The 26,020-nt window shown below is 72.2% G+C and carries 20 protein-coding genes, 1 tRNA gene and 1 pseudogene; 10 read left to right on the top strand and 12 right to left on the bottom strand.

The window, feature by feature from the left end:
- Nucleotides 1–124: 124 nt before the first annotated feature.
- Nucleotides 125–994, top strand: coding sequence for a trans-aconitate 2-methyltransferase (locus BX286_RS15615; RefSeq protein ID WP_079427659.1), 870 nt, complete (start codon nucleotides 125–127; stop codon nucleotides 992–994).
- Between the two features lie 2 nt (nucleotides 995–996).
- Nucleotides 997–1,364: pseudogene (locus BX286_RS15610) on the top strand (VOC family protein).
- A 95-nt stretch (nucleotides 1,365–1,459) separates the two neighbouring features.
- Here BX286_RS15610 and BX286_RS15605 read toward each other — a convergent pair.
- Nucleotides 1,460–2,134, bottom strand: a complete 675-nt coding sequence (locus BX286_RS15605; protein ID WP_079427657.1) for a TetR/AcrR family transcriptional regulator — start codon at nucleotides 2,132–2,134, stop codon at nucleotides 1,460–1,462.
- Nucleotides 2,131–3,111: a fatty acid desaturase gene (locus tag BX286_RS15600; protein ID WP_121015232.1), complete on the bottom strand. Its 981-nt coding sequence runs from the start codon at nucleotides 3,109–3,111 to the stop codon at nucleotides 2,131–2,133. The genes BX286_RS15605 and BX286_RS15600 overlap by 4 nt, the downstream gene beginning before the upstream one ends.
- Nucleotides 3,112–3,561: 450 nt before the next feature.
- Between BX286_RS15600 and ppc the strand changes: the two genes are divergently transcribed.
- Nucleotides 3,562–6,255: a phosphoenolpyruvate carboxylase gene (gene ppc, locus BX286_RS15595; RefSeq protein WP_107502387.1), complete on the top strand. Its 2,694-nt coding sequence runs from the start codon at nucleotides 3,562–3,564 to the stop codon at nucleotides 6,253–6,255.
- 68 nt (nucleotides 6,256–6,323) lie between these two features.
- Here the strand turns inward: ppc and pth are convergent, their stop codons facing one another.
- The 6 genes from pth to BX286_RS15565 all read right to left on the bottom strand — a co-directional run bounded on the left by pth (nucleotide 6,324) and on the right by BX286_RS15565 (nucleotide 11,416).
- Nucleotides 6,324–6,914: an aminoacyl-tRNA hydrolase gene (pth, locus tag BX286_RS15590; RefSeq protein WP_079427651.1), complete on the bottom strand. Its 591-nt coding sequence runs from the start codon at nucleotides 6,912–6,914 to the stop codon at nucleotides 6,324–6,326.
- 99 nt (nucleotides 6,915–7,013) lie between these two features.
- On the bottom strand, nucleotides 7,014–7,598 hold the full coding sequence (locus BX286_RS15585) for a 50S ribosomal protein L25/general stress protein Ctc (RefSeq protein ID WP_079427649.1): 585 nt from the start codon (nucleotides 7,596–7,598) through the stop codon (nucleotides 7,014–7,016).
- 192 nt (nucleotides 7,599–7,790) lie between these two features.
- The gene (locus tag BX286_RS15580) at nucleotides 7,791–8,768 is read right to left on the bottom strand and encodes a ribose-phosphate diphosphokinase (RefSeq protein WP_042815924.1); all 978 of its coding nucleotides are present in this window, start codon (nucleotides 8,766–8,768) and stop codon (nucleotides 7,791–7,793) included.
- A gap of 134 nt (nucleotides 8,769–8,902) precedes the next feature.
- Complete coding sequence (gene glmU, locus BX286_RS15575; RefSeq protein ID WP_079427647.1) at nucleotides 8,903–10,351, bottom strand: bifunctional UDP-N-acetylglucosamine diphosphorylase/glucosamine-1-phosphate N-acetyltransferase GlmU; 1,449 nt, start codon at nucleotides 10,349–10,351, stop codon at nucleotides 8,903–8,905.
- Between the two features lie 122 nt (nucleotides 10,352–10,473).
- Nucleotides 10,474–10,544 (bottom strand) — tRNA-Gln (locus BX286_RS15570).
- 11 nt (nucleotides 10,545–10,555) lie between these two features.
- A complete protein-coding gene (locus BX286_RS15565; RefSeq protein WP_121015230.1) occupies nucleotides 10,556–11,416 on the bottom strand; it encodes a hypothetical protein in 861 nt (286 codons plus the stop codon).
- A gap of 130 nt (nucleotides 11,417–11,546) precedes the next feature.
- Here BX286_RS15565 and BX286_RS15560 point away from each other — a divergent pair, with 130 nt between their 5' ends.
- Nucleotides 11,547–12,797, top strand: coding sequence for a sensor histidine kinase (locus BX286_RS15560; protein ID WP_121015228.1), 1,251 nt, complete (start codon nucleotides 11,547–11,549; stop codon nucleotides 12,795–12,797).
- A gap of 18 nt (nucleotides 12,798–12,815) precedes the next feature.
- On the opposite strand, the gene BX286_RS15555 is transcribed toward BX286_RS15560, so the two are convergent.
- Nucleotides 12,816–13,382, bottom strand: a complete 567-nt coding sequence (locus BX286_RS15555) for an SUKH-3 domain-containing protein (RefSeq protein WP_079427641.1) — start codon at nucleotides 13,380–13,382, stop codon at nucleotides 12,816–12,818.
- A gap of 5 nt (nucleotides 13,383–13,387) precedes the next feature.
- Entirely contained in the window at nucleotides 13,388–13,960 is a 573-nt protein-coding gene (locus BX286_RS15550) for a YwqJ-related putative deaminase (RefSeq protein ID WP_079427639.1), read from the bottom strand.
- A gap of 229 nt (nucleotides 13,961–14,189) precedes the next feature.
- Between BX286_RS15550 and BX286_RS15545 the strand changes: the two genes are divergently transcribed.
- From BX286_RS15545 to BX286_RS15530, 4 genes are all read left to right on the top strand, one after another.
- On the top strand, nucleotides 14,190–15,203 hold the full coding sequence (locus tag BX286_RS15545; protein WP_100863513.1) for an SMI1/KNR4 family protein: 1,014 nt from the start codon (nucleotides 14,190–14,192) through the stop codon (nucleotides 15,201–15,203).
- A 7-nt stretch (nucleotides 15,204–15,210) separates the two neighbouring features.
- Complete coding sequence (locus BX286_RS15540) at nucleotides 15,211–17,991, top strand: SUKH-4 family immunity protein (protein ID WP_121015226.1); 2,781 nt, start codon at nucleotides 15,211–15,213, stop codon at nucleotides 17,989–17,991.
- A 144-nt stretch (nucleotides 17,992–18,135) separates the two neighbouring features.
- The gene (locus BX286_RS15535; protein WP_222842054.1) at nucleotides 18,136–19,023 is read left to right on the top strand and encodes a cellulose-binding protein; all 888 of its coding nucleotides are present in this window, start codon (nucleotides 18,136–18,138) and stop codon (nucleotides 19,021–19,023) included.
- A gap of 56 nt (nucleotides 19,024–19,079) precedes the next feature.
- Nucleotides 19,080–19,496 carry a GNAT family N-acetyltransferase gene (locus tag BX286_RS15530; protein WP_079427631.1) on the top strand — a complete coding sequence of 139 codons (417 nt, stop codon included), beginning with the start codon at nucleotides 19,080–19,082 and terminating at the stop codon, nucleotides 19,494–19,496.
- A 55-nt stretch (nucleotides 19,497–19,551) separates the two neighbouring features.
- Here the strand turns inward: BX286_RS15530 and BX286_RS15525 are convergent, their stop codons facing one another.
- Nucleotides 19,552–20,397 (bottom strand): hypothetical protein, encoded by an 846-nt coding sequence (locus tag BX286_RS15525; protein ID WP_237292862.1) that lies wholly within the window; start codon nucleotides 20,395–20,397, stop codon nucleotides 19,552–19,554.
- Nucleotides 20,398–20,472: 75 nt separating this feature from the next.
- Entirely contained in the window at nucleotides 20,473–22,062 is a 1,590-nt protein-coding gene (locus tag BX286_RS15520) for an MFS transporter (RefSeq protein WP_261993432.1), read from the bottom strand.
- A 401-nt stretch (nucleotides 22,063–22,463) separates the two neighbouring features.
- Between BX286_RS15520 and BX286_RS15515 the strand changes: the two genes are divergently transcribed.
- On the top strand, nucleotides 22,464–23,240 hold the full coding sequence (locus BX286_RS15515) for an ABC transporter ATP-binding protein (RefSeq protein ID WP_398898564.1): 777 nt from the start codon (nucleotides 22,464–22,466) through the stop codon (nucleotides 23,238–23,240).
- Nucleotides 23,237–25,810 (top strand): ABC transporter permease, encoded by a 2,574-nt coding sequence (locus tag BX286_RS15510; RefSeq protein ID WP_121015222.1) that lies wholly within the window; start codon nucleotides 23,237–23,239, stop codon nucleotides 25,808–25,810. Before BX286_RS15515 ends, BX286_RS15510 begins: the two co-directional genes overlap by 4 nt.
- Nucleotides 25,811–26,020: the final 210 nt, after the last annotated feature.

Raw genomic sequence — 26,020 nt, 5'->3', positions numbered from 1 at the left:
GTCGACATGAAGTCTCTTCAAATCGAGAATCTTGACATCGAGATATATTTTCGCCGAGCATGGGCATGGAGGGGGCCGGAACGGCTTCCGCTTCCATCCGCCCCACCAGTAGGGAGGCTCGAACATGCATTCCGATACCGCGTCGGCCGTGCGCCCCCACGCCATGGACGGCTCCAGCCCCTCGGCACCCGTCTGGGACCCCCACCAGTACCTCCGGCACGCCGGCCACCGAACCCGCCCCTTCCTCGACCTGCTGACCCGCATACCAGAGCTCCCCACCGACCCGGCCGCCCGCATCGCCGACCTGGGCTGCGGCCCCGGCAACGTCACCGCACTCCTCGCCGACCGCTGGCCCGGGGCCCACATCACCGGCTTCGACCTCTCGCCCGACATGCTCCGCCTCGCCGAGGCCGAACACGCCGGACCCACCCCCGGCGGCGGCCGCCTCGACTTCCGCCCCGGCGACATCACCACCTGGATGCCCGAGGAGACCTACGACCTGATCGTCTCCAACGCCGCCCTCCAGTGGGTCCCCAGCCACCCCGGCTCCTTCGCCGCCTGGATCAACGGCCTGCGCCCCGGCGGAACCTTCGCCTTCCAGATCCCTGCCAACTTCACCGCTCCCAGCCACCGGCTCCTCGCCGAACTCTGCGACACCCCCCGCTGGCGCGAACGCCTCGCCGGCCACGGAGCCCGCTACATCCACATCCTCGAACCCGCCGAATACCTCGCCCGGTTCACCGAACTCGGCTGCGAGGTCGAGGTCTGGGAGACCACCTACTACCAGATGTTGCAAGGCCCCGACCCCGTCCTGGACTGGGTCAAGGGAACCGCCCTGCGCCCCGTGCTCACCGCCCTCGGCGACGACCGCGACTCCGCCGAGCGGTTCCTCGCCGAATACCGCGAAGCCCTGCGCCTCGCCTACCCCAGCGGCCCCAGGGGCACCGTCTTCCCCTTCCGCCGCATCTTCGCCATCGCACGCAGGGAGGCATGACCGTGCTGAGCGCAGTCGACCACCCCAGCTCGCCGCACCCCCCGGATCGGAGGACCGGCTCCGCGCCTACTACCAAGGCGTCCTGGGCATGACCGAGATCTCCAAACCCCCCGTCCTCGCCGCGCGCGGGGGCTGCTGGTTCGCCGCGGGCGCGGTACAGCTGCACCTGGGGGTGGAAGAGGACTTCCGGCCCGCCCGCAAGGCACACCCCGGACTGCGCGTCACCGGCATCGAGGAGTACGCCGGCAGACTCCGCGCACGCGGAGCGGACGTCGTCTGGGACGACAACCTGCCGGGCCACCGGCGCTTCTACTCGCACGACCCCGTCGGCAACCGGCTGGAGTTCCTCGAACCCCTCCCCGGCCACTGAGCACCACCCGCCCCAGCCGGGCGGCCCGCACACGACGGCGCCCCGCCACCGGAAACCCGGTGGCGGGGCGCCGCCCCGCCCGCACCACGCGGGGATCAGCTCTTGCGGTGGCCCACCAGCCGCGGCCGGGCCTCCAGGTTCTCCAGCCCGTGCCAGGCCAGGTTCACCAGGTGCGCCGCCACCTCCGCCTTCTTCGGCCGCCGCGTCTCCACCCACCACTGGCCCGTCAGCGCCACCATCCCCACCAGCGCCTGCGCGTACAGCGGCGCCAGCTTCGGATCAAAACCCCGCGCCTTGAACTCCAGGCCCAGGATGTCCTCCACCTGCGTGGCGATGTCACTGATCAGCGAAGCGAACGTGCCCGTCGACTGCGCCACGGGAGAGTCCCGCACCAGGATCCGGAACCCGTCCGTGTAGTTCTCGATGTAGTCCAGCAGCGCGAACGCCGCCTGCTCCAGCAGCTCCCGCGGATGCCCGGCCGTCAGCGCGCCCGTCACCCCGTCCAGCAGCTGGCGCATCTCACGGTCCACGACGACCGCGTACAGGCCCTCCTTGCCGCCGAAGTGCTCGTACACCACCGGCTTGGACACCCCGGCCTTGGCCGCGATCTCCTCCACCGAGGTGCCCTCGAACCCCTTCTCGGCGAACAGGGTGCGGCCGATGTCCAGCAGTTGCTGGCGCCGCTCGGCGCCCGTCATCCGGACCCGGCGTCCCCGCCTGGGCTTGTCGCTGCTGGTACTGCTGCCGTCGATCGCCACGTCCCCCATCATGCCGCGTTCGAGCTCTTGCCCCTGCGCCGGGCGTCGATCCTCGCCCCCGACGGCCAGCGCACGTCCGAGGCCCAGCCCGCCAGCTCGAACCACCTGATCAGCCGCGCACTCGAGTCCACCTGCCCGCGCAGCACACCGTGCCGCGCCGACGTCGGATCCGCGTGGTGCAGGTTGTGCCAGGACTCCCCGCACGACAGCACCGCCAGCCACCACACGTTGCCGCTGCGGTCCCGCGAACGGAACGGCCGCTTGCCCACCGCATGACAGATCGAATTGATCGACCACGTCACATGGTGCAGCAGCGCCACCCGCACCAGCGAACCCCAGAAGAACGCCGTGAACGCCCCCCACCACGACATCGTCACCAGGCCCCCCACCAGCGGCGGGACCGCCAGCGACACCGCCGTCCAGAGGATGAAGTCACGGCTGATCCGCCGGATCACCGGATCCCGGATCAGATCCGGCGCGTACTTCTGCTGGTCCGTCTGCTCCTCGTCGAACAGCCAGCCGATATGCGCCCACCACAGGCCCTTCATCAGCGCCGGCACGCTCTCCCCGAACCGCCACGGCGAATGCGGGTCACCCTCGTGATCGGAGAACTTGTGGTGCTTGCGGTGGTCCGCCACCCAGCGCACCACCGGCCCCTCCACCGCGAGCGACCCCATCACCGCCAGCGCGACCCTCAGCGGCCGCTTCGCCTTGAAGGAACCGTGCGTGAAATAGCGGTGGAAACCGATGGTGATCCCATGGCACGCCAGGAAGTACATGAACACCATCAGACCGAGGTCCAGCCAGCTCACCCCCCAGCCCCAGGCCAGCGGCACCGCCGCCAGCAACGCCAGGAACGGCACGGTGATGAACAGGAGCAGCGCCACCTGCTCCACGGAACGCTTCTGCTCGCCGCCGCGCGTCGCGGACGGCACTGGACTACCGGAAGACGCCGAAGCGCCCTCCATCAGATCGGTACTGAGGGTCATCAAGGATCCCCTAGGGGGGTGAGAAGCCGGCAGGTGCCCCGGTCACGACCCAGACCTACGGATCCGTAACCTACGGCAACGTAAGTATGGCAAAACCCTCCCGTCCGGCAAGAGGAGCACGCCCTCACCACCGCCCTCACCACCCGCCCGAGCCCCCCACGGCCCCCCGCACCACGCCGCTCCGCCAGCACACCGGCACGCTCTGCCAGGGCACAGGGGCGCGCCGCCTATCCTGGTGTCGTCGGACAGCGCGGTCCGCACGGGCAGCCCGGGCTGCGCACCCCATCGGCACCGCCGCACGCGCACCCCGGGAGCCCACAGCCCAGTAGCGCTCGAACACTGCAAGGAGCCGCACCTGTGAGCAGTGCTGACCAGGCCGCCCAGGCCCCCGTCACCCAGCCCGCCGCCCCGACCGACCGCACGCACGCCGCGCAGACGGCCAACGCGGAGCTGCGCGCCGACATCCGCCGCCTCGGCGACCTCCTCGGCGAGACCCTCGTCCGCCAGGAGGGCCAGGACCTCCTCGACCTCGTCGAACGCGTCCGCGCACTGACCCGCACCGACGGCGAGGCCGCGGCCGCCCTGCTCGGCGACACCGACCTGGAGACCGCCGCCAAGCTCGTGCGCGCCTTCTCCACCTACTTCCACCTCGCGAACATCACCGAGCAGGTCCACCGCGGCAAGGAACTGCGCGCCCACCGCGCCGCCGAAGGCGGGCTCCTCGCCCGCACCGCCGACATGCTCAAGGACGCCGACCCCGAACACCTGCGCGAGACGGTCAAGAACCTCAACGTCCGCCCCGTCTTCACCGCACACCCCACCGAAGCCGCCCGCCGCAGCGTCCTCAACAAGCTCCGCCGCATCGCCGCCCTCCTCGAAGAGCCCGTCACCGGAGCCGGCGACCGCCGCCGCCACGACCTGCGCCTCGCCGAGAACATCGACCTCGTCTGGCAGACCGACGAACTGCGCGTCGTGCGCCCCGAACCCACCGACGAGGCCCGCAACGCCATCTACTACCTCGACGAACTCCACGCCGACGCCGTCGGCGACGTCCTCGAGGACCTCGCCGCCGAACTCCAGCGCGTCGGCGTCGAACTCCCCGCCGGCACCCGCCCCCTCACCTTCGGCACCTGGATCGGCGGCGACCGCGACGGCAACCCCAACGTCACCCCGGAAGTCACCCGGGACGTCCTGATCCTCCAGCACGAACACGGCATCACCGACGCCCTCGAACTCATCGACTTCCTGCGCGGACTGCTCTCCAACTCCATCCGCTACACCGGCGCCACCGAGGAACTCCTCACCTCCCTCCAGGCCGACCTCGAACGCCTCCCCGAGATCAGCCCCCGCTACAAGCGCCTCAACGCCGAAGAGCCCTACCGCCTCAAGGCCACCTGCATCCGCCAGAAGCTCCTCAACACCCGCGAACGCCTCGCCAAGGACACCCCCCACGAGGAAGGCCGCGACTACCTCGGCACCGCCGAGCTCCTCACCGACCTCACCCTCATCCAGACCTCCCTGCGCGAACACCGCGGCGCCCTCTTCGCCGACGGCCGCATGGACCGCACCATCCGCACGCTGGCCGCCTTCGGCCTCCAGCTCGCCACCATGGACGTCCGCGAACACGCCGACGCCCACCACCACGCCCTCGGCCAGCTCTTCGACCGCCTCGGCGAGGAATCCTGGCGCTACGCCGACATGCCCCGCGACTACCGGCAGAAGCTCCTCGCCAAGGAACTCCGCTCCCGCCGCCCCCTCGCCCCCACCCCCGCACCCCTCGACCCGGCCGGCCAGAAGACCCTCGGCGTCTTCTCCGCCATCAAGGACGCCTTCGAGAAGTTCGGCCCCGAAGTCATCGAGTCCTACATCATCTCGATGTGCCAGGGCGCCGACGACGTCTTCGCCGCCGCCGTCCTCGCCCGCGAAGCCGGCCTCCTCGACCTCCACGCCGGCTGGGCCAAGATCGGCATCGTCCCCCTCCTGGAAACCACCGACGAGCTCCGCGCCGCCGACGTCATCCTCGACGACATGCTCGCCGACCCCTCCTACCGGCGCCTCGTCTCCCTGCGCGGCGACGTCCAGGAGGTCATGCTCGGCTACTCCGACTCCAGCAAGTTCGGCGGCATCACCACCAGCCAGTGGGAGATCCACCGCGCCCAGCGCCGCCTGCGCGACGTCGCCCACCGCCACGGCGTACGCCTGCGCCTCTTCCACGGCCGCGGCGGCACCGTCGGCCGCGGCGGCGGCCCCTCCCACGACGCCATCCTCGCCCAGCCCTGGGGCACCCTCGAAGGCGAGATCAAGGTCACCGAACAGGGCGAGGTCATCTCCGACAAGTACCTCGTCCCCTCCCTGGCCCGCGAGAACCTGGAACTGACCGTCGCGGCCACCCTCCAGGCCTCCGCCCTGCACACCGCACCCCGCCAGTCCCCCGACGCCCTCACCCGCTGGGACGCGGCCATGGACATCGTCTCCGACGCCGCCCACGCCGCCTACCGCGAACTCGTCGAAGACCCCGACCTGCCCGCCTACTTCTTCGCCGCCACCCCCGTCGACCAGCTCGCCGACCTCCACCTCGGCTCCCGGCCCTCCCGCCGCCCCGACTCCGGCGCCGGCCTCGACGGCCTGCGCGCCATCCCCTGGGTCTTCGGCTGGACCCAGTCCCGCCAGATCGTCCCCGGCTGGTACGGCGTCGGCTCCGGCCTCAAGGCCCTGCGCGAATCCGGCCAGGACGACGCCCTCGGCGAGATGGGCCAGAAGTGGCACTTCTTCCGCAACTTCCTGTCCAACGTCGAGATGACCCTCGCCAAGACCGACCTGCGCATCGCCCGCCACTACGTCGACACCCTCGTCCCCGAGGACCTCAAGCACGTCTTCACCCGCATCGAGGCCGAACACGAACTCACCGTCCGCGAGGTCCTGCGCATCACCGGCGGCGAGAAGCTCCTCGACTCCCAGCCCGTCCTCCAGCAGACCTTCGCCGTCCGCGACGCCTACCTGGACCCCATCTCCTACCTCCAGGTCTCCCTCCTCGCCCGCCAGCGCGCCGCCGCCGCCCGCGGCGAAACCCCCGACCCGCTCCTCGCCCGGGCCCTCCTCCTCACCGTCAACGGCGTCGCCGCCGGCCTCCGCAACACCGGCTGACCCCACCAGGACACGACGGAGCCCCCCGCACCATCCGGTACGGGGGGCTCCGTCGTATCCCGGCCGCCCTACGCGTTGTACGCGGACTGCGCCCGCTCCAGACCCTCCTGGACCAGACACTCCACCGCGTCCGCCGACCGGTCCACGAACCAGTCCAGCTCCTTGCGCTCCGTCGACGAGAAGTCCTTCAGCACGAAATCCGCCACCTGCATCCGCCCCGGCGGCCGCCCGATCCCGCACCGCACCCGGTGGTAGTCCGCACCCATCGCCTTCGTCATCGACTTCAGCCCGTTGTGGCCGTTGTCCCCGCCACCCAGCTTCAGCCGCAACGTCGCGTAATCGATGTCCAGCTCGTCATGGACCGCCACGATCCGCTCCACCGGCACCTTGTAGAAATCCCGCAGCGCCGTCACCGGACCACCCGACAGGTTCATGAACGACATCGGCTTCGCGATCACCACACGCCGGTTCAGCGGCCCGGGCGGACCCATCCGCCCCTCGAGAACCTGCGCCCGCGCCTTGTGCGCCTTGAACTTCCCGCCGATCCGCTCCGCCAGCAGGTCGGCCACCATGAACCCGATGTTGTGGCGGTTGCCGGCGTACTCCGCCCCCGGGTTACCGAGACCGACGATCAGCCACGGCGCCGTATCGTCCGACATCACAAACTCCTCAATCCCGTGAACGAGAACGACCGCCGTCCCGCTCCAGTGGAGCCGGACGGCGGTCGGTCAGCAACTGCTGAGGGGGAGGGGCGAGGCTCAGGCCTCGTCGCCCTCGGCCGCCTCGGCGGCCGGCTCCTCGGCCTGCGGGGCGACGACCTGCAGAACGGCGGTCTCACCGTCGACGGCCAGCGTGGTGCCGGCCGGCAGGACCAGGTCGGAGGCGTGCACCGTGGCACCGGCCTCCAGGCCCGCGATGGAAACGGTGACCTCGGTCGGGATGTGGGTGGCCTCGGCCTCGACGGTGATCGTCGTCAGCAGGGTCTCCAGCAGGTTGCCGCCCGCAGCCAGGTCGCCCTCGGTCACGACCGGAACCTCGACCGTGACCTTCTCGCCCTTCTGGACGATCAGGAAGTCGACGTGCAGGATGTTGCGCTTCAGCGGGTGACGCTGAACGGCCTTCGGGATGACCAGCTCGGTGCCGTCGCCCTCGATGTCCAGGGACAGCAGCACGTTCGGGGTCTTCAGGGCCATCATCAGCGCGTGGGCCTCGACGCCGACGTGCTTCGGGTCGGCACCGTGACCGTAGATGACACCCGGGGTCAGGGCGTCACGACGGGACTGGCGGGCAGAGCCCTTGCCGAAGGTGTCGCGGAGCTTCGCGGAAAGCTTGATCTCGGACATGTTCACTCCTCGTGGGGTGACGAAACGGACAGAAGTCACCCGGCCGGAACGGCCTGCTACGAAGAGCGCGTCGATAACGGAGCACCCGCACCCGAAAACAGGTACGGCCTCCCTCGCCGAGCAACTCATCGAGTGTACCCGGCGGGGAGGCCGCCCCCAAAAGGATCTAGCGCAGGCCGTCAGGCCCAGGTCCTACTGCTGCTCCTCGAACAGGCTCGTCACCGAACCGTCCTCGAACACCTCGCGCACCGCACGGGCGATCATCGGGGCGATCGACAGGACCGTGATCTTGTCGAGCTCCAGGTCCGAGGGGTCCGGCAGCGTGTTCGTGAAGACGAACTCGCTGACCTTCGAGTTCTTCAGACGGTCGGCAGCCGGACCCGACAGGATGCCGTGCGTCGCGGTCACGATCACGTCCTCCGCACCGTGCGCGAACAGCGCGTCGGCCGCGGCGCAGATCGTGCCACCCGTGTCGATCATGTCGTCGACCAGGACGCAGACACGGCCCTTGACCTCACCGACCACCTCGTGGACCGTCACCTGGTTGGCGACGTCCTTGTCGCGGCGCTTGTGCACGATCGCCAGCGGCGCGTCCAGACGGTCGCACCAGCGGTCCGCCACACGCACACGGCCGGCGTCCGGGGACACCACCGTCAGCTTCGTGCGGTCCACCTTGGCGCCCACGTAGTCCGCCAGGACGTTCAGGGCCGACAGGTGGTCCACCGGACCGTCGAAGAAGCCCTGGATCTGGTCCGTGTGCAGGTCCACCGTCAGGATCCGGTCCGCACCCGACGTCTTCAGCAGGTCCGCCACCAGACGCGCCGAGATCGGCTCGCGGCCCTTGTGCTTCTTGTCCTGACGGGCGTACCCGTACGACGGGATGATCACCGTGATGGAACGAGCCGACGCGCGCTTCAGCGCGTCGATCATGATCAGCTGCTCCATGATCCACTTGTTGATCGGAGCCGTGTGGCTCTGGATCAGGAAGCAGTCCGCGCCACGCGCCGACTCCTGGAAGCGGACGTAGATCTCGCCGTTCGCGAAGTCGAAAGCCTTGGTCGGCACCAGGCTGACCCCCAGCTGGTGCGCGACCTCCTCGGCCAGCTCGGGGTGGGCGCGGCCGGAGAAGAGCATCAGCTTCTTCTCGCCGGTCGTCTTGATCCCGGTCACAGCACTGTCTCCTCAGACGTGTGAAAAGCTGCTCGCCCCCGTGTACGTCCGTCCCGCACACGGTGAGCCAGCCGAATTGCGTGCACCTATCACGGTACGCCGTCCCGGGCGCACTCGTTTCCGGTCAGTTCACCTCAGGGGTGGCCGGAGTCCTTCTCGGACGAGGACTGCGCGGCCGTCGCGGCCGCGCTGCCGGGCCGCTTGCGGGCCACCCAACCCTCGATATTCCGCTGCTGACCGCGTGCCACGGCCAGCGCACCCGCCGGGACGTCCTTCGTGATCACCGAACCGGCCGCCGTGTAGGCGCCGTCCCCGATGGTGACCGGAGCCACAAACATGTTGTCCGAACCCGTCTTGCAATGTGAGCCGACGGTCGTGTGGTGCTTGTGCTCGCCGTCGTAGTTCACGAAGACGCTCGCCGCACCGATGTTCGTGTACTCGCCGATCGTCGCGTCACCGACGTAGGACAGGTGCGGGACCTTCGTGCCCTCGCCGATCGTCGCGTTCTTCATCTCGACGTACGTACCGGCCTTCGCCTTCAGGCCCAGGTTCGTCCCCGGACGCAGGTACGCGAACGGGCCGACCGTGGCCTGGTCGCCGACGACCGCCCCGTCCGCCACCGTGTTGTCCACCCGGGCGCCCGCGCCCACGCGGGTGTCCTTCAGCCGGGTGTTCGGGCCGACCTCGGCCCCCTCGCCGATGTGCGTGGCGCCCAGCAGCTGGGTGCCGGGGTGGATCAGGGCGTCCTGCCCGAAGGTGACCGTCACGTCGACGAACACGCTGCCCGGGTCCACGACGGTCACGCCCGCGAGCATGGCCCGCTCCAGCAGACGCGCGTTCAGCAGCGCGCGGGCCTCGGCGAGCTGCACGCGGTTGTTGATCCCGAGGATCTCCCGGTGGTCGCTGCCGACCGCCGCGCCGACGCGGTGACCCGCCTCGCGCAGGATCCCGAGCACGTCGGTGAGGTACTCCTCGCCCTGGCTGTTGTCGGTGCGGACCTTGCCGAGCGCGTCGGCGAGGAGGGCGCCGTCGAAGGCGAAGACCCCGGAGTTGATCTCGCGGATCGCGCGCTGGGCGTCGGTGGCGTCCTTGTGCTCGACGATGGCCGTGACGGCGCCGGTGGCCTCGTCGCGGACGATGCGGCCGTAGCCGGTGGAGTCGGGGACCTCGGCGGTCAGGACGGTGACGGCGTTGCCGTCGGCCTCGTGGGTGGCCGCGAGGGCGCGCAGGGTCTCGCCGGTGAGCAGCGGGGTGTCGCCGCAGACGACGATGACGGTGCCGGTGAGCGTGCCGCCGAGCTCTTCGAGGGCCATCCGGACGGCGTGGCCGGTGCCGTTCTGCTCGTACTGGACGGCGGTGCGGACGCCGGCGTCGATGCCGGCGAGGTGCGCGGTCACCTGCTCGCGGGCGTGGCCCACGACGACGACGAGGTGGGCCGGGTCGAGCTCGCGGGAGGCGGCGACCACGTGACCGACGAGCGAGCGCCCGCAGATCTCGTGCAGGACCTTGGGAGTGGCCGACTTCATGCGGGTGCCCTCACCCGCTGCGAGTACGACGACGGCTGCCGGGCGGGTTGCGCTCACGGGTGTGCCCTTCGGCTTCGGGGGTGGACCCGTGAAGGATAGCGGGGGGTCACGGGTCGGAAACGAGGCCGGGTCCCGACCTTGAGGTCAGGACCCGAAACTGAGTGGTTGTGCTCTGTGAGCTCCCGGAGAAGGATTCGAACCCTCATTCAATGGACCAAAACCATTTGTCCTGCCCTTAGACGATCCGGGATGGTTCGCCCTCTATGTCCGATTTTGTTGATCGGATTCGGTTGCAGCCCCTACTATGCCGTACCACCAGCCTTCGATGCGACGGTACAGACCCGCGCTTTGCAGTACGCGCACCGCGAGGCAGCCGTAGTAGTTCTCGCCCGAATTCTTCCGCGTGGTTTTGGGGTTGTGGCGCTTCAGGACCGTCTTGAGGAAGTGCGACGCGTCCGCTCCTGTGAAGTCGAGCCAGAAGCGCTCCGCGCCGGCGACGTCGGCCGTCTCGTGGATCATGAGGGTGAACCGGAGCCGCTCTTCCTTGATGCCCAGGAGGCGCAGCCACGAGAGGTACACGCGGATCATGCCGGGGTCGCTGTTGACGAACGTCGCCCGCTCCCGGCGTTCGTAGGGCTTGTCCTTGCTGCCCTCCGACCAGTACAGGCCCACTCCCAGCAGGAACAGCTCGCGGTCCGACAGTGCGCCGATCTCGGCGGCGGCCTCCTGCTTTGCCCGGCGCCGTTCTTCGTCGCGCAGGGAGAGGGTGCGCTCCCATCCGCGCCTGGCGATCGCGGATGCCTCCTCCGGGGAGCGCCGGCGCTCCGGCTTCGGCAGGTCGCGGACCCAGAGGGAAATCGAGCTCTTCGAGCAGCCCAGCTCGAGCTGGATCTGATCGTAGGTCAGGCCCTGGAGGCGGAGTTCTCTGGCGCGGTCGCGGAGGTCGTCCTTCGCGTTGGGGCGCTTCGTCCATTCCGGGGGCGGCTCGCCCTCCAGGAGGCGGTTGAGGATGTCGTTGTTGTCGACGTGCAGCCGGTCGCGGATCTGGCGGCGGCTGAGGCCTTCGCGGCGGAGGGTCACGGCCTGGGTGCGGAGGCCCTCGAAGTCGGCGTATTTGCTCATGGGGTCAGGTTGGTCCGGAATGTGGGATTCAGGTCTCGGATCGCGGGCGATTCATTCGTGCGTGCGATTACCCCGCGTTCGCCGGAATTCCGTTCGCGCCCGTGCTGGGGGCGCTGCGTACGCTGGCGGCATGACCAGTACGGGGGAAGAGCGCGACGGGGCCGGGCGGGACGGGCCGTGGTGGTGGGAGCGGCGGCGGGGGGCCGTGCTCGATGTGGGGCTGGGGGTGGTTTCGGCCGCGGAGTGTGCGGTGGAGGGGGTTCCGTTCGCGCGCGAGGCCGGGGTGCCGGTGCTGCTCGGGGTGGTGTTCGGGGTGGTCGTGGGGTCCGTGCTGGTGCTGCGGCGGCGGTGGCCGGTCGCCGTGGTGCTGGTGGGGATCGCCGTGACGCCGGCGGCGATGGGGTTCCTGCTCGGGGTGCTGGGGCTGTACACGCTGGCCGCCTGTGAGGTGCCGCGGCGGATCACGGCCACGCTGGCGTCGATGGCCCTGGCGGGGACGTTCGTCGTCACGTACGTGCGGACCCGGGGGGACGTGGACGGGGAGGGCGCGCTGGTCTTCGTGCTGTCCGCGTTCATGGCGGTGGCGCTGACCGTGCCGCCGGTGCTGCTCGGGCTGTACGTGGGGGCGCGGCGGCGGTTGATGGAGAGCCTGCAGGAGCGGGCGGATTCGCTGGAGCGGGAGCTGTCGCTGCTGGCGGACCGGGCGGAGGAGCGGGCGGAGTGGGCGCGTCAGGAGGAGCGGACGCGGATCGCGCGGGAGATGCACGACGTGGTGGCGCACCGGGTGTCGCTGATGGTGGTGCATGCGGCGGCGTTGCAGGCGGTGGCGGGGAAGGACCCGGAGAAGGCGGTGCGGAACGCGGCGCTGGTGGGTGACATGGGGCGCCAGGCGTTGACGGAGCTGCGGGAGATGCTGGGGGTGCTGCGGGCGTCGGAGAAGCCGGTGCGGGCGGTGGCTGCCGTGGCGGCGTCGGTGGCGGTGGCCGAGGAGGGGCCTTCGCTGGCGGAGCTGGAGGTGCTCGTGGGGCAGTCGCGGGCGGCGGGGATGAGCGTGGAGGTGGTGGTGCAGGGGGAGCGGGGGGTGTATCCGGCGGAGGTGGAGCAGACGGCGTTCCGGGTGGTGCAGGAGGCGTTGACGAACTGCCACAAGCACGCTCCGGGTGCGCGGGTCGTCGTCCGGCTGGCGCACCGGGAGGGGGAGGTGGCGATGCAGGTGGAGAACGGGCCGTGTGAGGGGGAGGCGCGGGGGGCCGATCTGCCCAGTGGGGGGAACGGTCTGGTGGGGATGCGGGAGCGGGTGCTGGGGCTGGGCGGGGTGTTCGTGTCGGGGCCGACGGACGGGGGCGGGTTCAAGGTGTCGGCGGTGTTGCCGTTCCGGTAGTCCCGCCCCCGGGTGTGGTCAGGCTTCGGTGGTGAGGCGGGCGGGCTGGAGGCCGGTGAGGAGGAGGGTGAGGGCCTCGTCGAGGGTGGCGCCGAGGTACCAGTCGCCGGTGTGGTCGACGAGGTAGGTGCGGCCTTCGCGGTCGATGGCGAGGTGGGCGCCGCCGGTGGTGTCGGAGCCGAGGGGGCAGAGCTCGGTGGACAGGGCCCGTCCGAGGTCGGCGAAGGTGCGGGCGAGGTGGAGGCCGGTCAGGGGGTCGAGGCGGACCGGGGTGGGGGCTATCTGGCGGCCGGGTCCGGGGGCGGCGATGGTGAGGCCGCCGAACTCGGCCCAGGCTTCGACGGCCGCGGGGAAGACGGTGTGGCGGTGGCCGGCGGGGGTGGTGTGGTCGCGGAGGGCGTCGGCCCAGTATTCGGCTTGCTTGATGTCCCAGCGGCCGGGTTCCCAGCCGGCGGTGCGCAGGGCCGCGTCGACGCCGACAGGGAAGCGGTTGGCGGAGGAGCGGCCGTAGGAGGCCGGTGCGGGCGAGGAGGCCGGTGCGGCCGGTGCGGCCGAGGTGGCTGAGGAGGCTGAGGAGGCGGTCATGGTGGCTACTCGGGCTGGGTGAGGTCGACGGGTCGGACGCCGAAGTGGTTGAGGAGCGCGTCGCAGGAGCGGCAGGGGGGTGCGTAGCTGCCGTGGAGGGGGTCGCCGTCCTCGCGGATGCGGCGGGCGGTGATCTTGGAGTGTTTCAGGGCGCGGCGGGCTTCGCTCGCGGTGAGGGGTTTGCGGGAGGCGCGTCTGCTGCGGGCGCCTTCGACGGTGGTGAGGTGGCGGGAGAGGAGTATCGCCTCGGGACAGCGGCCGGTGAAGCGTTCCCGCTGGCCGCTGGTGAGGGTGTCGAGGAAGTCCTGGACGAGGGGGTGCAGTACGGGTGGCTGGTCGCCCTTGCCGGCGGTGCCGGTGAGGGTTTCGCCGCGTACGGAGAGGGCGGCGGCGACGGTGGGCAGGATGCCGTCGCGGCGGAAGCGCAGTACGGGCGGGGTGTGGGGGCCCGCGGCGGTGCTCCAGCGCAGGCGGGGGTCGCCGGCGGGGCCGGTGTCGGTGTGCTGCCCGCGGTCCGTGCGGGGTGCCGCGTGCTGCGTGCTCGCCGTGCCCGCCGTGTGCGTGGTCGCTGTCTGCATGGTCCCTCTTCCCTCCCGTGGCGGCGGTGGTGGCCGCTGTCGCTCACGCCCCCGTGCTGCGGGGACAGCCTGTCAAATGTCCGCTGTCGCGTGGAAGCGGGGTCGAATATTCGTATCAATTCGGATGTTCCTGCCCCGTGCGCCCCTGCTGGGGTCGGGGGCGGCCAGGGGTCTTGCCGGAGCACATAGGCTGTGGTGAACCAGCCAGATCCAGCAGGGGGCCACCACCATGACGACAGGTCGGCTCGGGCAGCAGGCCGTGCCACCCAACGCCGCGTACTCGGGGCAGGTCGTGCATTTCCCGGACCCGGTCCGGGCCGCTCGGCATCCCCACGGCGTGCGGATGGACGGGGACGGCCATCCCGACTTCTCGCGGTACGCGCGTGCGGCGGTGGAGATCGCCGAGCCGCCGGAGGGGTTCGGCGCGGACGAGCTGCGGCTGACGGACTGCGTGTCCGCGAACGCGGCGATGCGGGCGGCGGCCCATCCGCTGTGGGACACGGTCGGGCCGGTGGCGACGCCGCACGGCTGGACGTGGCACCACGTGGCGGGTTCGCGGCGGATGGAGCTGGTCCCGGTCGAGGTGAAGGCGCTGCTGCGGCATCACGCGGGTCTGGCGACGGCTCCGGTGGACCACGAGAAGCGTGGCGGGCGGCCGTTGCAGGAGGTGCGGCCGGTGCACCTGGGGCTGCCGAAGACCCTGGTGTCGGTGTCGGAGTCGCAGGTCCAGGGCGTCGAGGAGGATCTGGGGTACCGGCTTCCGGAGGCGTACCGCTCGTTCCTGAAGGCGGCGGGCGGGTGCGCGCCGGTGGGCGCGGGGCTGTTCGTGGAGCTGGGGATGCTGGTGGACCAGCCGTTCTTCACGGTGCGTGAGGAGGCGGCGGTCAACGACCTCGTCTACATCAACAAGTGTCTGCGGGACCACCTGACGAAGGACTACCTGTGCGTGGCCTTCGTGCAGGGCGGGCTGCTCGCGGTGAAGGTGCGGGGGGATCAGGTCGGTTCCGTCTGGTTCTCCCCGTACGACGACGCGCGCGACCGGGACGGCTGGTCGGTGCAGGAGCGCGTGGAGCGGCTGTTGCTGCCGTGCGGTGCCGATTTCGATGCCTTCCTGGAGCGGTTGGCGGGGAACCCGCCGGAGCTGGAGACGGTGGCCGGTCTGATGGTGGACGGCGGATTCGCGCGCTCGGTTGCAGTGTCGGGGTCGGTTCCGGTGGCTGGCACCGGCATGGGTGAGGGGTGAGCGCGTCGTGGTGACGTTCGCGCAGGCGCAGGAGCGCGCCGAGGAGTGGATCAACGGGGACGTGCCCGGGTACCAGCACCGTGAGGTGCGGGTGCGGGAGTTCGGGCTGGGCTTCGTGGTGTGGGCGGAGGACCGGGCCGGGGGTCCGGTGTCGGGTGGTGGCCGGCAGCGGCTGGTCATCGCGCGGGACAGCGGTGAGGTGACGCTGTGGCCGGGGCTGCCGGTGGGTGAGGTGATCCGGCGGTACGAGGAGGAGTACGGGGCGGCTGCCGCGGCGGCTGCGGAGGCTTCGGTTCCGCCGCCGCGGATCGATTCGGAGCAGACGTCGTTCATGCTGAGCCCGCCGGAGTGGCTGCAGGAGGCCGCGGACCGGGCGGGGATTCCGCCGGCGGGGGCCGGGGCGGGGGCCGGTTCCGGGTCTCGGTCTGGGGCCGGGGCCGGGGTGGTTGCGGGGGCTGGTTCGGGTGCCTCCGGGGCCGGTGCCGGTTCGGAGGGCGCTGGCTTCGGTGCCGGTTCCGGTGCGCCGGATGTGGTGCCGTTGCGGCGTGAGGGCGAGGTTGCGCACGAGCCGACCGCGAACGACGGGGTGCCGGCCGGGGCCACGCCGTGGGCCGGGACCGATGTGAACCCGGGCGCCGACGACGGCTCCGTACCGCTGCCCGCGACGGTGTTCGCGCCGGCGCTGTCGGGTTCCGACCTGGATGACGCCCCGGGGTCCGCCGGGGCGTCTGCGGAGGCCAGGACCACGCTGATGCCGGGTGGGAGCCAGCTGCCGAAGACCGCGATCGCTCCGGCGCTGGGGCTGGGTGCGGCCGCCGCGGGTGCGGCTGTTGCGGACATCGCCGACGCCCCGGCGGGCGGGGTGCCGCAGGGCGGTGGCGGCCCGGTTCCGGCGGTCCCGCCGGTTCCGGCTGGTGCTCCGGGTGTGCCGGGTGTGCCGGCTGCTCCGGGCGCTCCGGGCGCTCCGGGTGTGCCGGCTGCTCCGGGTGTGCCGGGTGCTCCGGCTGCTCCGGGTGTGCCGGATGCTCCGGGTGGGCCTGGTGCGGCTGGGGGTTCGGCGCCGTCCGGGCCGTCCGTTCCGCCTGCGCCCGTTGGTGCGCCTTCCGCGCCCGGTGCGCCTTCCGCGCCCGGTGCGTCCGGGGGTGGGGCGTACGCCGCGACGATGCTGGCCGGGCCGGGGACCGTTCCGCCTCCCGGGCCTCCCGCGCCGCCCGGTGCACCGGTGCCGCCTCCCGCGCCGCCGGGGGCTCCGGCTGCTCCTGGTTCCGGTTCGCTCGGGGGCGGGCTCGACCACGCCGCCACGATGCTGGCCGGCCCCGCGGTCGTGCAGCCGCCGCAGCCGCCCGGGCCCCCCGGTGCGCCGCCCGCGCCTCCCGGTGCTCCCGCCGCGCCCGCGCCTCCGGGTGCGCCCGGGGGCGGGCTTCAGCATGCCGCGACGATGCTCGCGGGTCCGGCCGTCGTGCAGCCGCCCCAGCCGCCCGGGCCTCCGGGTGCGCCGGTGGCTCCGCCCGCGCCTCCCGGTGCTCCGGGTGCGCCCGGCGGGGCCGGTGGTTCGCTCGGGGGTGGGCTCGACCACGCCGCCACGATGCTGGCCGGTCCGGCCGTCGTGCAGCCGCCCGCCCCGCCGGGGCCGCCCGGTGCTCCTGGTGCGCCCGGGGCTCCCGGCGCGCCCGGGGCTCCCGGCGCGCCCGGGGGTGGGATGCAGCACGCCGCGACGATGCTGGCCGGGCCCGGCACCGTTGCGCCGCCCGGGCCGCCCTCCGCGCCGCCCGGCGGGCCTGCGGGGCAGCCGCCGGCCGCCCCGTCCGGCGTGCCCACGGTCGGCCCGGGCTACCAGGCCGTGCTCCGCTACCGTGCGCCCGACGGCTCCGAGCAGCAGCTCATCCGCCGCTCGGCGCCCGGTACCCCGCACCCCGAGTGGCAGATCCTCTACGAGCTCCGTGCGATGAACGTGCCGCCGCAGCAGGTGCTGGAGCTGCACACCGAGCTGGCCTCCTGTGAGCTGCCCGGCGGCTACTGCGCGCGGATGATCCGGGAGACCTGGCCGCAGGTGCGGATCACGAGCGTGGCCCCGTACGGGACCGACCACGCGGGACGCCAGCAGGGCATGCGGCACCTGCTCACCCATCAGGGCGAGCTGCACCAGGTGGCGGACGGTCCGGCGCGTCCGGCGCCGGTGCGGGCGCCGCTGCCGCAGGTGCCGCTCCAGCCGGCGATCCCGATGGACGCCATCGCGCAGGAGCTCGCGGGGGCGTTCGGGCCGCAGGGCGTGTTCCGGTTCGACCAGCGGGCGGTGTCGCGCCAGGGTGTGCCGGAGATCGTGGCGCAGACCCTGATGTGGGCGGGTCTGCCGGTCGATTTCGGGCCGTTCTTCTGGGCGCAGGCCGTGCCGGGGCAGCCGGTGCCGACGCTGGCCGAGCTGGCGGCGCAGCGGCAGGTGCAGCCGGCGTCGGACGCGGGTTCGTACCTGGTGATCGGCAGTGACTTCGGCAAGGCGCTGTGCGTGCAGTACGGGACGGCCCACATCGTGGCGGTGCCGGTGGAGGGTGGTCCGGGTGGGGCGCCCGTGCCGCCGCAGTTCGTCAATTCGAGCCTGCCGCAGTTCGCGCGGTCGCTGGCGATGCTGGGTCAGATGTGGCGGCTGCGGCAGCATCTGACGCCGGAACAGGCCGGGCGCTGGACGGTCGATTTCCAGGCGAATCTGGCGGGGCTCGACAGTGCGGCGCTGGCGTCGCCGGAGAGCTGGTGGTCGGTGCTGCTGGAGCAGATGTGGGACGGACTGCTCTGATCGGGCGGGTCCGTTGATCGGACGGATGGCCGGGCCGGGACCCTCGACGGGGGTCCCGGCCCGGCCATTCAGGCTTCTGGCCTCAAATGACGCATCCTTGACGGGAATCCCCGCGAGAGAGGCGCTTCCAGGATGAGTGCACCCATGTCACCTCACGGACCCCAGGGTTTCTCGACCGTGCGCGGCGGCCGCGGCTACCGGCCGGAGGACGTCGACCGGTACGTCGCCCGGCTGGCCGGCAGCCGGGACGAGGCCTGGGAACGGGTGGCACGGCTGACCGTCCTGGCGCGGCAGATGGAGGAGGAGGCGGAGCGGCTGCGTGCGGCGGTGGCGGCGCTGGCTCCGCAGACGTACGACGAGCTGAGCGAGCGCGCCCGGCGGATCCTGTCGCTGGCCCAGGAGGAGGCGGAGGTCCTGCGGGCGGACGCGCGGGCGGACGCGACGGAGGCGGCGGGGGCGGCCGAGGCGCACGCGGAGCGGGTGGCGGAGCTGGCGCGGCACGACGCGGAGGCGGTGCGGGAGCAGACCGAGGTGCGGGCGCGGCAGGGGCTGTTGCGGGCGCAGCGGGAGGCGGACGAGGCGCGGGCGAAGGCGCGCGAGGACGCCGCGGGGTGGCGGGCCGAGGCGCAGGCCGGGCTGGCGGAGGCGCGGCGGCGGTCGCAGGCGTTGCTCGCGGAGCGGGAGCAGGAGCAGGTGGAGCGGTGGGACGCCGCGGGGCGGGAGGCGGCGGCGCGGGAGGCGGAGCTGGAGGCGCGGCTGGCGGAGATGGAGCGGTACGCGCAGGGGCGGTTGGCGGAGGCGCGGCGGGGGTTCGCGGAGGCGGAGGAGTCGGCGCGGCACGGGCAGGAGGACGCGGAGGCGCGGGCGGCGGAGCTGGTGGCGCAGGCGCGGGTGCGGGCCGAGCGGGTGGTGCGGGAGACGGACCGGATCCTGCGGGAGCACGCGGAGGCGCAGGAGGAGATGCGGGCGCACATGAACCACGTCCGCTCGAGCCTGGCGGCCCTGACGGGACGGGCGCCGGCGGAGGGGTAGCCCCAGCCCGGGGGAAAGCCGGTGCCCTGTGTGCCGGGACCTGTCAGGATCCCCGCATGGAGATCCGTCGCGTCACTGAGGCCGAGGACGTCAGGGCCGCCGGGCACCTTTTCGATGCGTTCCCTCAACCGGGGGCGACCGCACGGTTCCTGGCCGACGAGCGTCACCACCTTCTGATCGCCTACGTGGACGGCGTCCCGGCAGGGATGGTCACCGGTGTCGAGATGACGCATCCGGACAAGGGGACCGAGATGTTCCTGTACGAGCTGGGAGTGGACGACTCGTTCCGCGGGCGTGGTGTCGGCCGGGCCCTGGTGGCCGCGCTCGCCGGTCTGGCGCGCGAACGCGACTGCTACGGCATGTGGACGGTCACGGACGAGGACAACGCGGCGGCACTGGCGACGTACCGTCGCGCCGGAGGGGTGCCGGAAGGGGATCAGGCGGTACTGGTCTGGACGCGGGACGGGACGTAGCTGCCCGGGGCCCGGTCGCGGTGTGCCGCGTTGCCGACCGGACCCCGGGCACGCGCTAACCGGCGGGCGGCCGGGCGGGGGTGGTCTGGGCGGGGGTGTGGCGGTAGGGGTCGCTGCGCAGGCCGCGGGAGGTGACCACCACCGTGAAGGGGGGTGTGGTGTCGGGCGGGAGGGTGGCCGTGAGGGAGCCGGTCGCCGGGTCCTGGACCGCCGGGAGGGGGGTGTCGTCCACCGTGAGGCGGGGGTCGGTGAAGCCGCCGCCCTCGACCGTGAGGACGCCGTCGGGGCTGACGGCGGCGTGGGTGATGACGGGGTTGCCGCGGGTGGCCATCTTGTTGACCAGGTACGCCCCCGCCGGAGCGCCGGTCAGGGCCCAGATCTCGGCCGGGAGTTCCGGCAGGCCGCCGCCCACGTCGGAGAGGAAGAACAGGACGACGTACAGCATCGTCACCGCGCTCAGGGCCACGTACTGGAGGTCCACGAGGTCGGTGCGGCCGCTGTCGTTGGCGATGAGCTCCCGCAGCGGCCGGCGGCCGGTGGCGGTGGGCTTCGGGGCCGGCTTGGCCAGGGTGCCGTGCTCCACCCGGATGCCGACGACCGTCTTCGCCGCGATCAGGGCGACGTACGGGCCGCCGAGCAGCGGGAGGTAGACGGTGGTCAGGGCGGACAGCGGGCCGTGTTCGCCGCGGAAGTAGCCGGTTCCGCCGCCGGCCGTCAGCCCGTAGCCGAGGATCGTGAGCAGCAGCCAGACCAGGATCACCGTCCAGGCCAGGGCCAGGGTGGTCGAGGTGGAGAGCCGGCCGTCGCGTCCGGTGACGAAGCCGGGCCTGCGGTACAGGCGCAGGGTGACGGGTCCGGCCAGGGCGGCCAGTAACGCCAGTGCGAAGAGTGCGGATGCCATGTCGTCCCCCCGGGGTGTGGTCGTGGGGAGAGCGTCACCCGAGCAGGGCGGGCATGACAAGTTGTCAAGCGGCTGTCATTCGTGTTCCGGCAGGACGGGGAACCGTCTGGGCGCCACGAGCAGCAGCACCAGCACCGCCGCGACCCCGGCGAACGCCGCGCCGAGGAAGATGTGGTGCACCGCGGCCGCCACCGCCTCCCGCAGGTGCTCCGACGCGGCCCGTGAGAGGCTGCCCGGCTCGGCCAGGGCGCGTGACACGTCCTCCAGCCGGTGCGGCAGCCCCGGCTCGCGCTCCCGTGCCAGCCGGGCGGCGACGGTCGCGTTGGCCACCGCCCCCATCAGCGCGGCCCCCACGGCCTGCCCGACGGTGCGGCAGAAGAGCACCGAGGCGGTGGTCGTGCCGCGCTCGGCCCAGCCCACGGTGGACTGCACCCCGGCCATCAGCGGCAGCTGGAACAGGCCCAGCGCCGCCCCCAGCAGCAGCATGATCACCGCGGGCTGCCAGGGCCGCGCCGGGGAGGGAAGCAGGGTGAAGGAGAACAGCACCGCCGCGGCCAGCCCCATCCCCAGGGCAGCGGTGTCACGGAAGCCGATGCGCCGGTACACGTGCTGGCAGACGGCGGCCGACAGCGGCCAGCTCAGGGTCATCAGGCCCGTCACCAGCCCCGCCCCGACCGGCCCGAGCCCCAGCACGGACTGGGCGTAGGTCGGCATGAACACCATCGGGGCGACCATCAGCAGCCCCAGCGCCCCCATGGCCAGGTTGACGGCGGCGATGGTCCGCCGGCGCCACACCCACCCGGGCAGGATCGGGTCCGCGGCCCTGCGCTCCACCCGCACCACGACCGCCGCCAGCACCGCGCTCGCGCCCAGCAGCCCCAGCGACGGCGGGGACAGCCAGGGCCAGGCCACCCCGCCCTGGACCAGCGCGAACAGCAGCAGCCCGCCGCACGCGAAGATCCCGAGCGCCCCCGCCCAGTCGACGGGCCCGCGCCGGCCCGGGGAGCGCCGGGGTTCGGTCAGGTGGCGGACGGTCAGCCACAGGGCCAGCCCGGCCATCGGCACGTTGATCAGGAAGGTCCAGCGCCACCCCGCGTACCCCGCGATCACTCCGCCGAGGGCCGGGCCGATGAGCGCGGAGCTCGCCCACACGGTGGTCATCCGGGCCTGGATGCGCGGGCGCTCGCGCAGCGGGTAGAGGTCGGCGGCCAGGGTTTGCACGGTGCTCTGCAGGGCGCCGCCGCCCAGCCCCTGGACGATCCGGAAGGCGATCAGCGCGGCCATGTTCCAGGCGGACGCGCACAGCAGCGAGCCGACGAGGAACAGGGCGGTGCCGAAGACCAGGACCGGTTTGCGGCCGAAGGTGTCGCTGAGTTTGCCGTAGACGGGGAGGGTGACGGTCACGGCGAGGAGGTAGCCGGAGAACAGCCAGGAGAAGACGGAGAAACCGCCGATGTCCCCGACGATCTGGGGGACGGCGGTCGAGACGATCGTGAGGTCGAGGGCGACCAGGGCCATGCACAGCATCAGCGAGGCGACGACCTTCGCCGGGGGCCGGCCCTGGACGGGTATGCCGGCCTCCGCCTCCCCGGCGGAAACCTTTCCCCCGGCGGCGCCGGCCGCCCCTCCGCGAGGGGATCCGTCCCCGCCCTCGTCCGTCCCCACCGGCCTCTCCCTTCGTCCGCGCGTGCACACCCTCTCACCGGGGTGGGCCGGGCGGAATCCCCATCTCACGCGGGGTGACCCGGGCGGTGCCCCCTACGTCCCGTCCACCGCAGGGGGGACGACCCCTAGGGGTCCCTCAGCAATTGGGCCCATGGGACTTTCGTCCCGGCGGAGGAGGCCGAAGGGCCCGGCACGTCTTTAACTGGTTCACATGGGCGGGGCCGCGGGGGCGAGGTGGGGTTAACCCCCGGCGGATACGGCGACGGGCACCAGGGCGCCGGGCACCCCCGTTCAGCAGACTTCACGAAGGCGACGCGCGGACGCATGCACGCAGTTACGCACGCGGCGGTACGCACGGACGCACGCACCACACCAACAGGGGAGAAGCAGTGACAACGGCGATGACCGAGACCAGGCACGGAAGCGGCGGGGGACACGGCTCCGTGGCCGCACGGGCGCGCCAGGTCGTCAAGGCGTACGGCTCCGGCGAGACCCGCGTCGTCGCCCTCGACCACGTGGACGTGGACATCCACCGCGGCCGGTTCACCGCGATCATGGGCCCCTCCGGCTCCGGCAAGTCCACCCTCATGCACTGCCTGGCCGGCCTGGACACGGTGACCAGCGGGCAGATCCACCTTGAGGACACCGAGATCACCGGCCTCAAGGACAAGAAGCTCACCCAGCTGCGCCGCGACAAGATCGGCTTCATCTTCCAGGCGTTCAACCTGCTGCCGACGCTGAACGCCCTGGAGAACATCACCCTCCCCATGGACATCGCGGGCCGCAAGGCCGATCCGCAGTGGCTGGAGCGCGTGGTGCAGACCGTCGGCCTCGCCGGGCGCCTCAAGCACCGTCCGACCGAGCTGTCCGGCGGCCAGCAGCAGCGCGTGGCGGTCGCCCGCGCCCTCGCCGCCCGCCCGGCGATCATCTTCGGGGACGAGCCCACCGGAAACCTGGACTCGCGGGCCGGGGCCGAAGTCCTCGGCTTCCTGCGCCAGTCGGTGGACGAGCTCGCCCAGACCATCGTGATGGTCACCCACGACCCGGTCGCCGCCTCCTATGCCGACCGCGTCGTCTTCCTCGCCGACGGCCGCATCGTCGACGAGATGTACGGGCCCACCGCCGACCAGGTCCTGGACCGGATGAAGGACTTCGACGCGCGCGGGCGGACCTCGTGACCGTCATGAAGACCGCGCGGCGCAACTTCTTCGCGCACAAGGGCCGCATGGCGCTGTCCGCCGTCGCCGTGCTCCTCTCGGTCGCCTTCGTCTGCGGGACCCTGGTGTTCACCGACACCATGAACACCACCTTCGACAAGCTGTTCGCCGTCACCAGCTCCGACGTCACCGTCAGCCCGAAGGAGCTCGCGGAGGGCGAGGAGAACCCGAACCGCGGCCGCCCGCAGGTGCTGCCCGGGTCGGCCGTGGAGAAGGTGCGCGGGGCCGAGGGCGTGAAGTCCGCCGAGGGCGGCGTCGTCTCGACGGCCGTCACGGTCGTCAACGCCAAGAACGAGAACATGGGCTCCACCACCGGCGCCCCGACCATCGCCGGCAACTGGACCGATGGCGAGCTCAAGTCCATGAAGATCACCTCCGGCCGGGCCCCGCGCGGACCGACCGAGATGATGATCGACGCCGACACCGCCGACAAGCACCACCTGAAGCTCGGCGACGAGCTGCGCACCATCGCCATCACCGGTGACGTCCGCGCGAAGATCAGCGGCATCGCCTCCTTCACGGTCACCAACCCGGGCGCGGCCGTCGTCTACTTCGACACCGCCACCGCCCAGGACAAGCTCCTCGGCGCGCCCGGCACCTTCACCCACGTCAACGTCACCGCGAAGGACGGCGTCAGCGACGAGCAGCTGAAGAAGAACGTGGCCTCGGTCCTCGGCGCCGACACCTACAAGCTGCAGACGGCCAAGGAGGCCACGGCCGCCAACAAGAAGGACATGGGCTTCCTCGACGTCATGAAGTACGTGATGCTCGGGTTCGCCGGCATCGCCTTCCTCGTCGGCATCTTCCTGATCTTCAACACCTTCTCGATGCTGGTCGCCCAGCGCACCCGCGAGATCGGCCTGATGCGCGCCATCGGCTCCGACCGGGGCCAGATCAACCGCTCGGTGCTGCTGGAGGCCCTGCTGCTGGGCGTCGTCGGCTCCGCCGCCGGTGTCGCGGCGGGCGTCGGCCTGGCCGTCGGCCTGATGAAGCTCATGGGCCAGATGGGCATGCACCTGTCCACCGGCGACCTGACGGTCCGCTGGACCACCCCGGTCACCGGCCTGGTCCTGGGCACCGTCGTCACCGTCGTCGCCGCCTACGTCCCGGCCCGCCGGGCCGGCAAGGTCTCCCCGATGGCCGCCCTGCGCGACGCTGGCACCCCCGGCGACCGCAAGGCCGGCGCGGTCCGCGCCGTCCTCGGCCTGGTCCTCACCGGCCTCGGCGCCGCGGCCCTGTTCCTCGCCGCGGCCGCCGACAAGGCCTCCGCCGGTTCGCTGTGGCTGGCCGTCGGTGTCCTGTTCAGCCTGATCGGCTTCATCGTGATCGGCCCGCTGCTGGCGGGCGTCGTGGTCCGGCTGCTGGCCGCGCCCGTCCTGCGGCCCTTCGGCTCCGTCGGCCGGCTCGCCGAACGCAACGCCCTGCGCAACCCGCGCCGTACGGGGGCCACGGCCGCCGCGCTGATGATCGGACTGGCGCTGGTCGCCTGCCTGTCGGTCGTCGGCTCCTCGATGGTGGCCTCCGCCACCGACGAGCTCGACCGCACGGTCGGCGCGGACTACATCGTCGCCTCCCAGGGCGGCCAGCCGCTGATGCCGCAGGCCGAACAGGCCATGCGCGGGGTCAAGGGCCTGGACCACGTCACCGCCTACCGCGAGGTCGAGGCGAAGATCACCGCCCCGGACGGCACCTCCGCCCAGGACCGGCTCAGCGCCACCGACCCCTCCTACGCCCAGGACGTCCGCCGCAAGACGAGCGCCGGGCAGCACCAGGACGCGTACGCGCCCGGCTCGATGGCCGTCGGCTCGGAGTACGCCGTCAAGCACCACGTGAAGGTCGGCGACGAACTGGGCGTGGCCTTCAACGGCGGCAAGACCGTCAGGCTGAAGGTCGCGGCGATCACCCTGGACGAGGGCAACCTCGACAAGGGCGTGAAGTACATCAGCACCGCCACCGCCGAGGCCAACCTGCCGGCCGACCAGCTGCCGCGCCCGTTCATGCTGCTGGCCACGGCGCACAAGGGGCAGGCCGACAGCGCGTACACGGCGCTCAAGGCGGCCATGGCCGAGTACCCGCAGTACAAGGTGCTCAACCAGACCGACTACAAGAAGGACCTCAAGGACCAGGTCGGGCAGCTGCTCAACATGGTCTACGGCCTCCTCGCCCTGGCGATCGTCGTCGCGGTGCTCGGCGTCGTGAACACGCTGGCCCTCTCGGTGGTCGAGCGGACCCGGGAGATCGGCCTGATGCGCGCCATCGGCCTCTCGCGCCGCCAGCTGCGCCGGATGATCCGCCTGGAGTCGGTGGTCATCGCGCTCTTCGGCGCCCTGCTGGGCCTGGGGCTGGGCATGGGCTGGGGCGCCACCGCGCAGCAGCTCCTCGCCCTCCAGGGCCTGAAGGTGCTGGAGATCCCGTGGGCGACGATCATCGCGGTCTTCGCGGGCTCGGCGCTGGTGGGCCTGTTCGCCGCACTGGTCCCGGCGTTCCGGGCGGGGCGGATGAACGTCCTGAACGCGATCGCCAGCGAGTAGCCGCCGGCGGTCGTACGGGGGAGGCACCGGGACCCCACGGGGTCCCGGGCTCCCTTCGGGGGAGGTACGGGAGCCCACGGGGAAACCGGGGCCCCACGGGGGAGTACGGGGGAACACGCCGGCCCCGGGGCGTCCGCGAGGGCGGCCCGGGGCCGGCGCCGTGCGCGGCCAGGCCGGCCGGGCCGGGGTCCGCGCGCCACGTCACGGTCA

The sequence above is a fragment of the Streptomyces sp. 3211.6 genome (assembly GCF_003634815.1).
Lineage (GTDB): Bacteria > Actinomycetota > Actinomycetes > Streptomycetales > Streptomycetaceae > Streptomyces > Streptomyces katrae_A.
The sequence above is the reverse complement of the archived record's forward strand: the minus strand, read 5'-3'. Positions and strand labels throughout refer to the sequence as shown.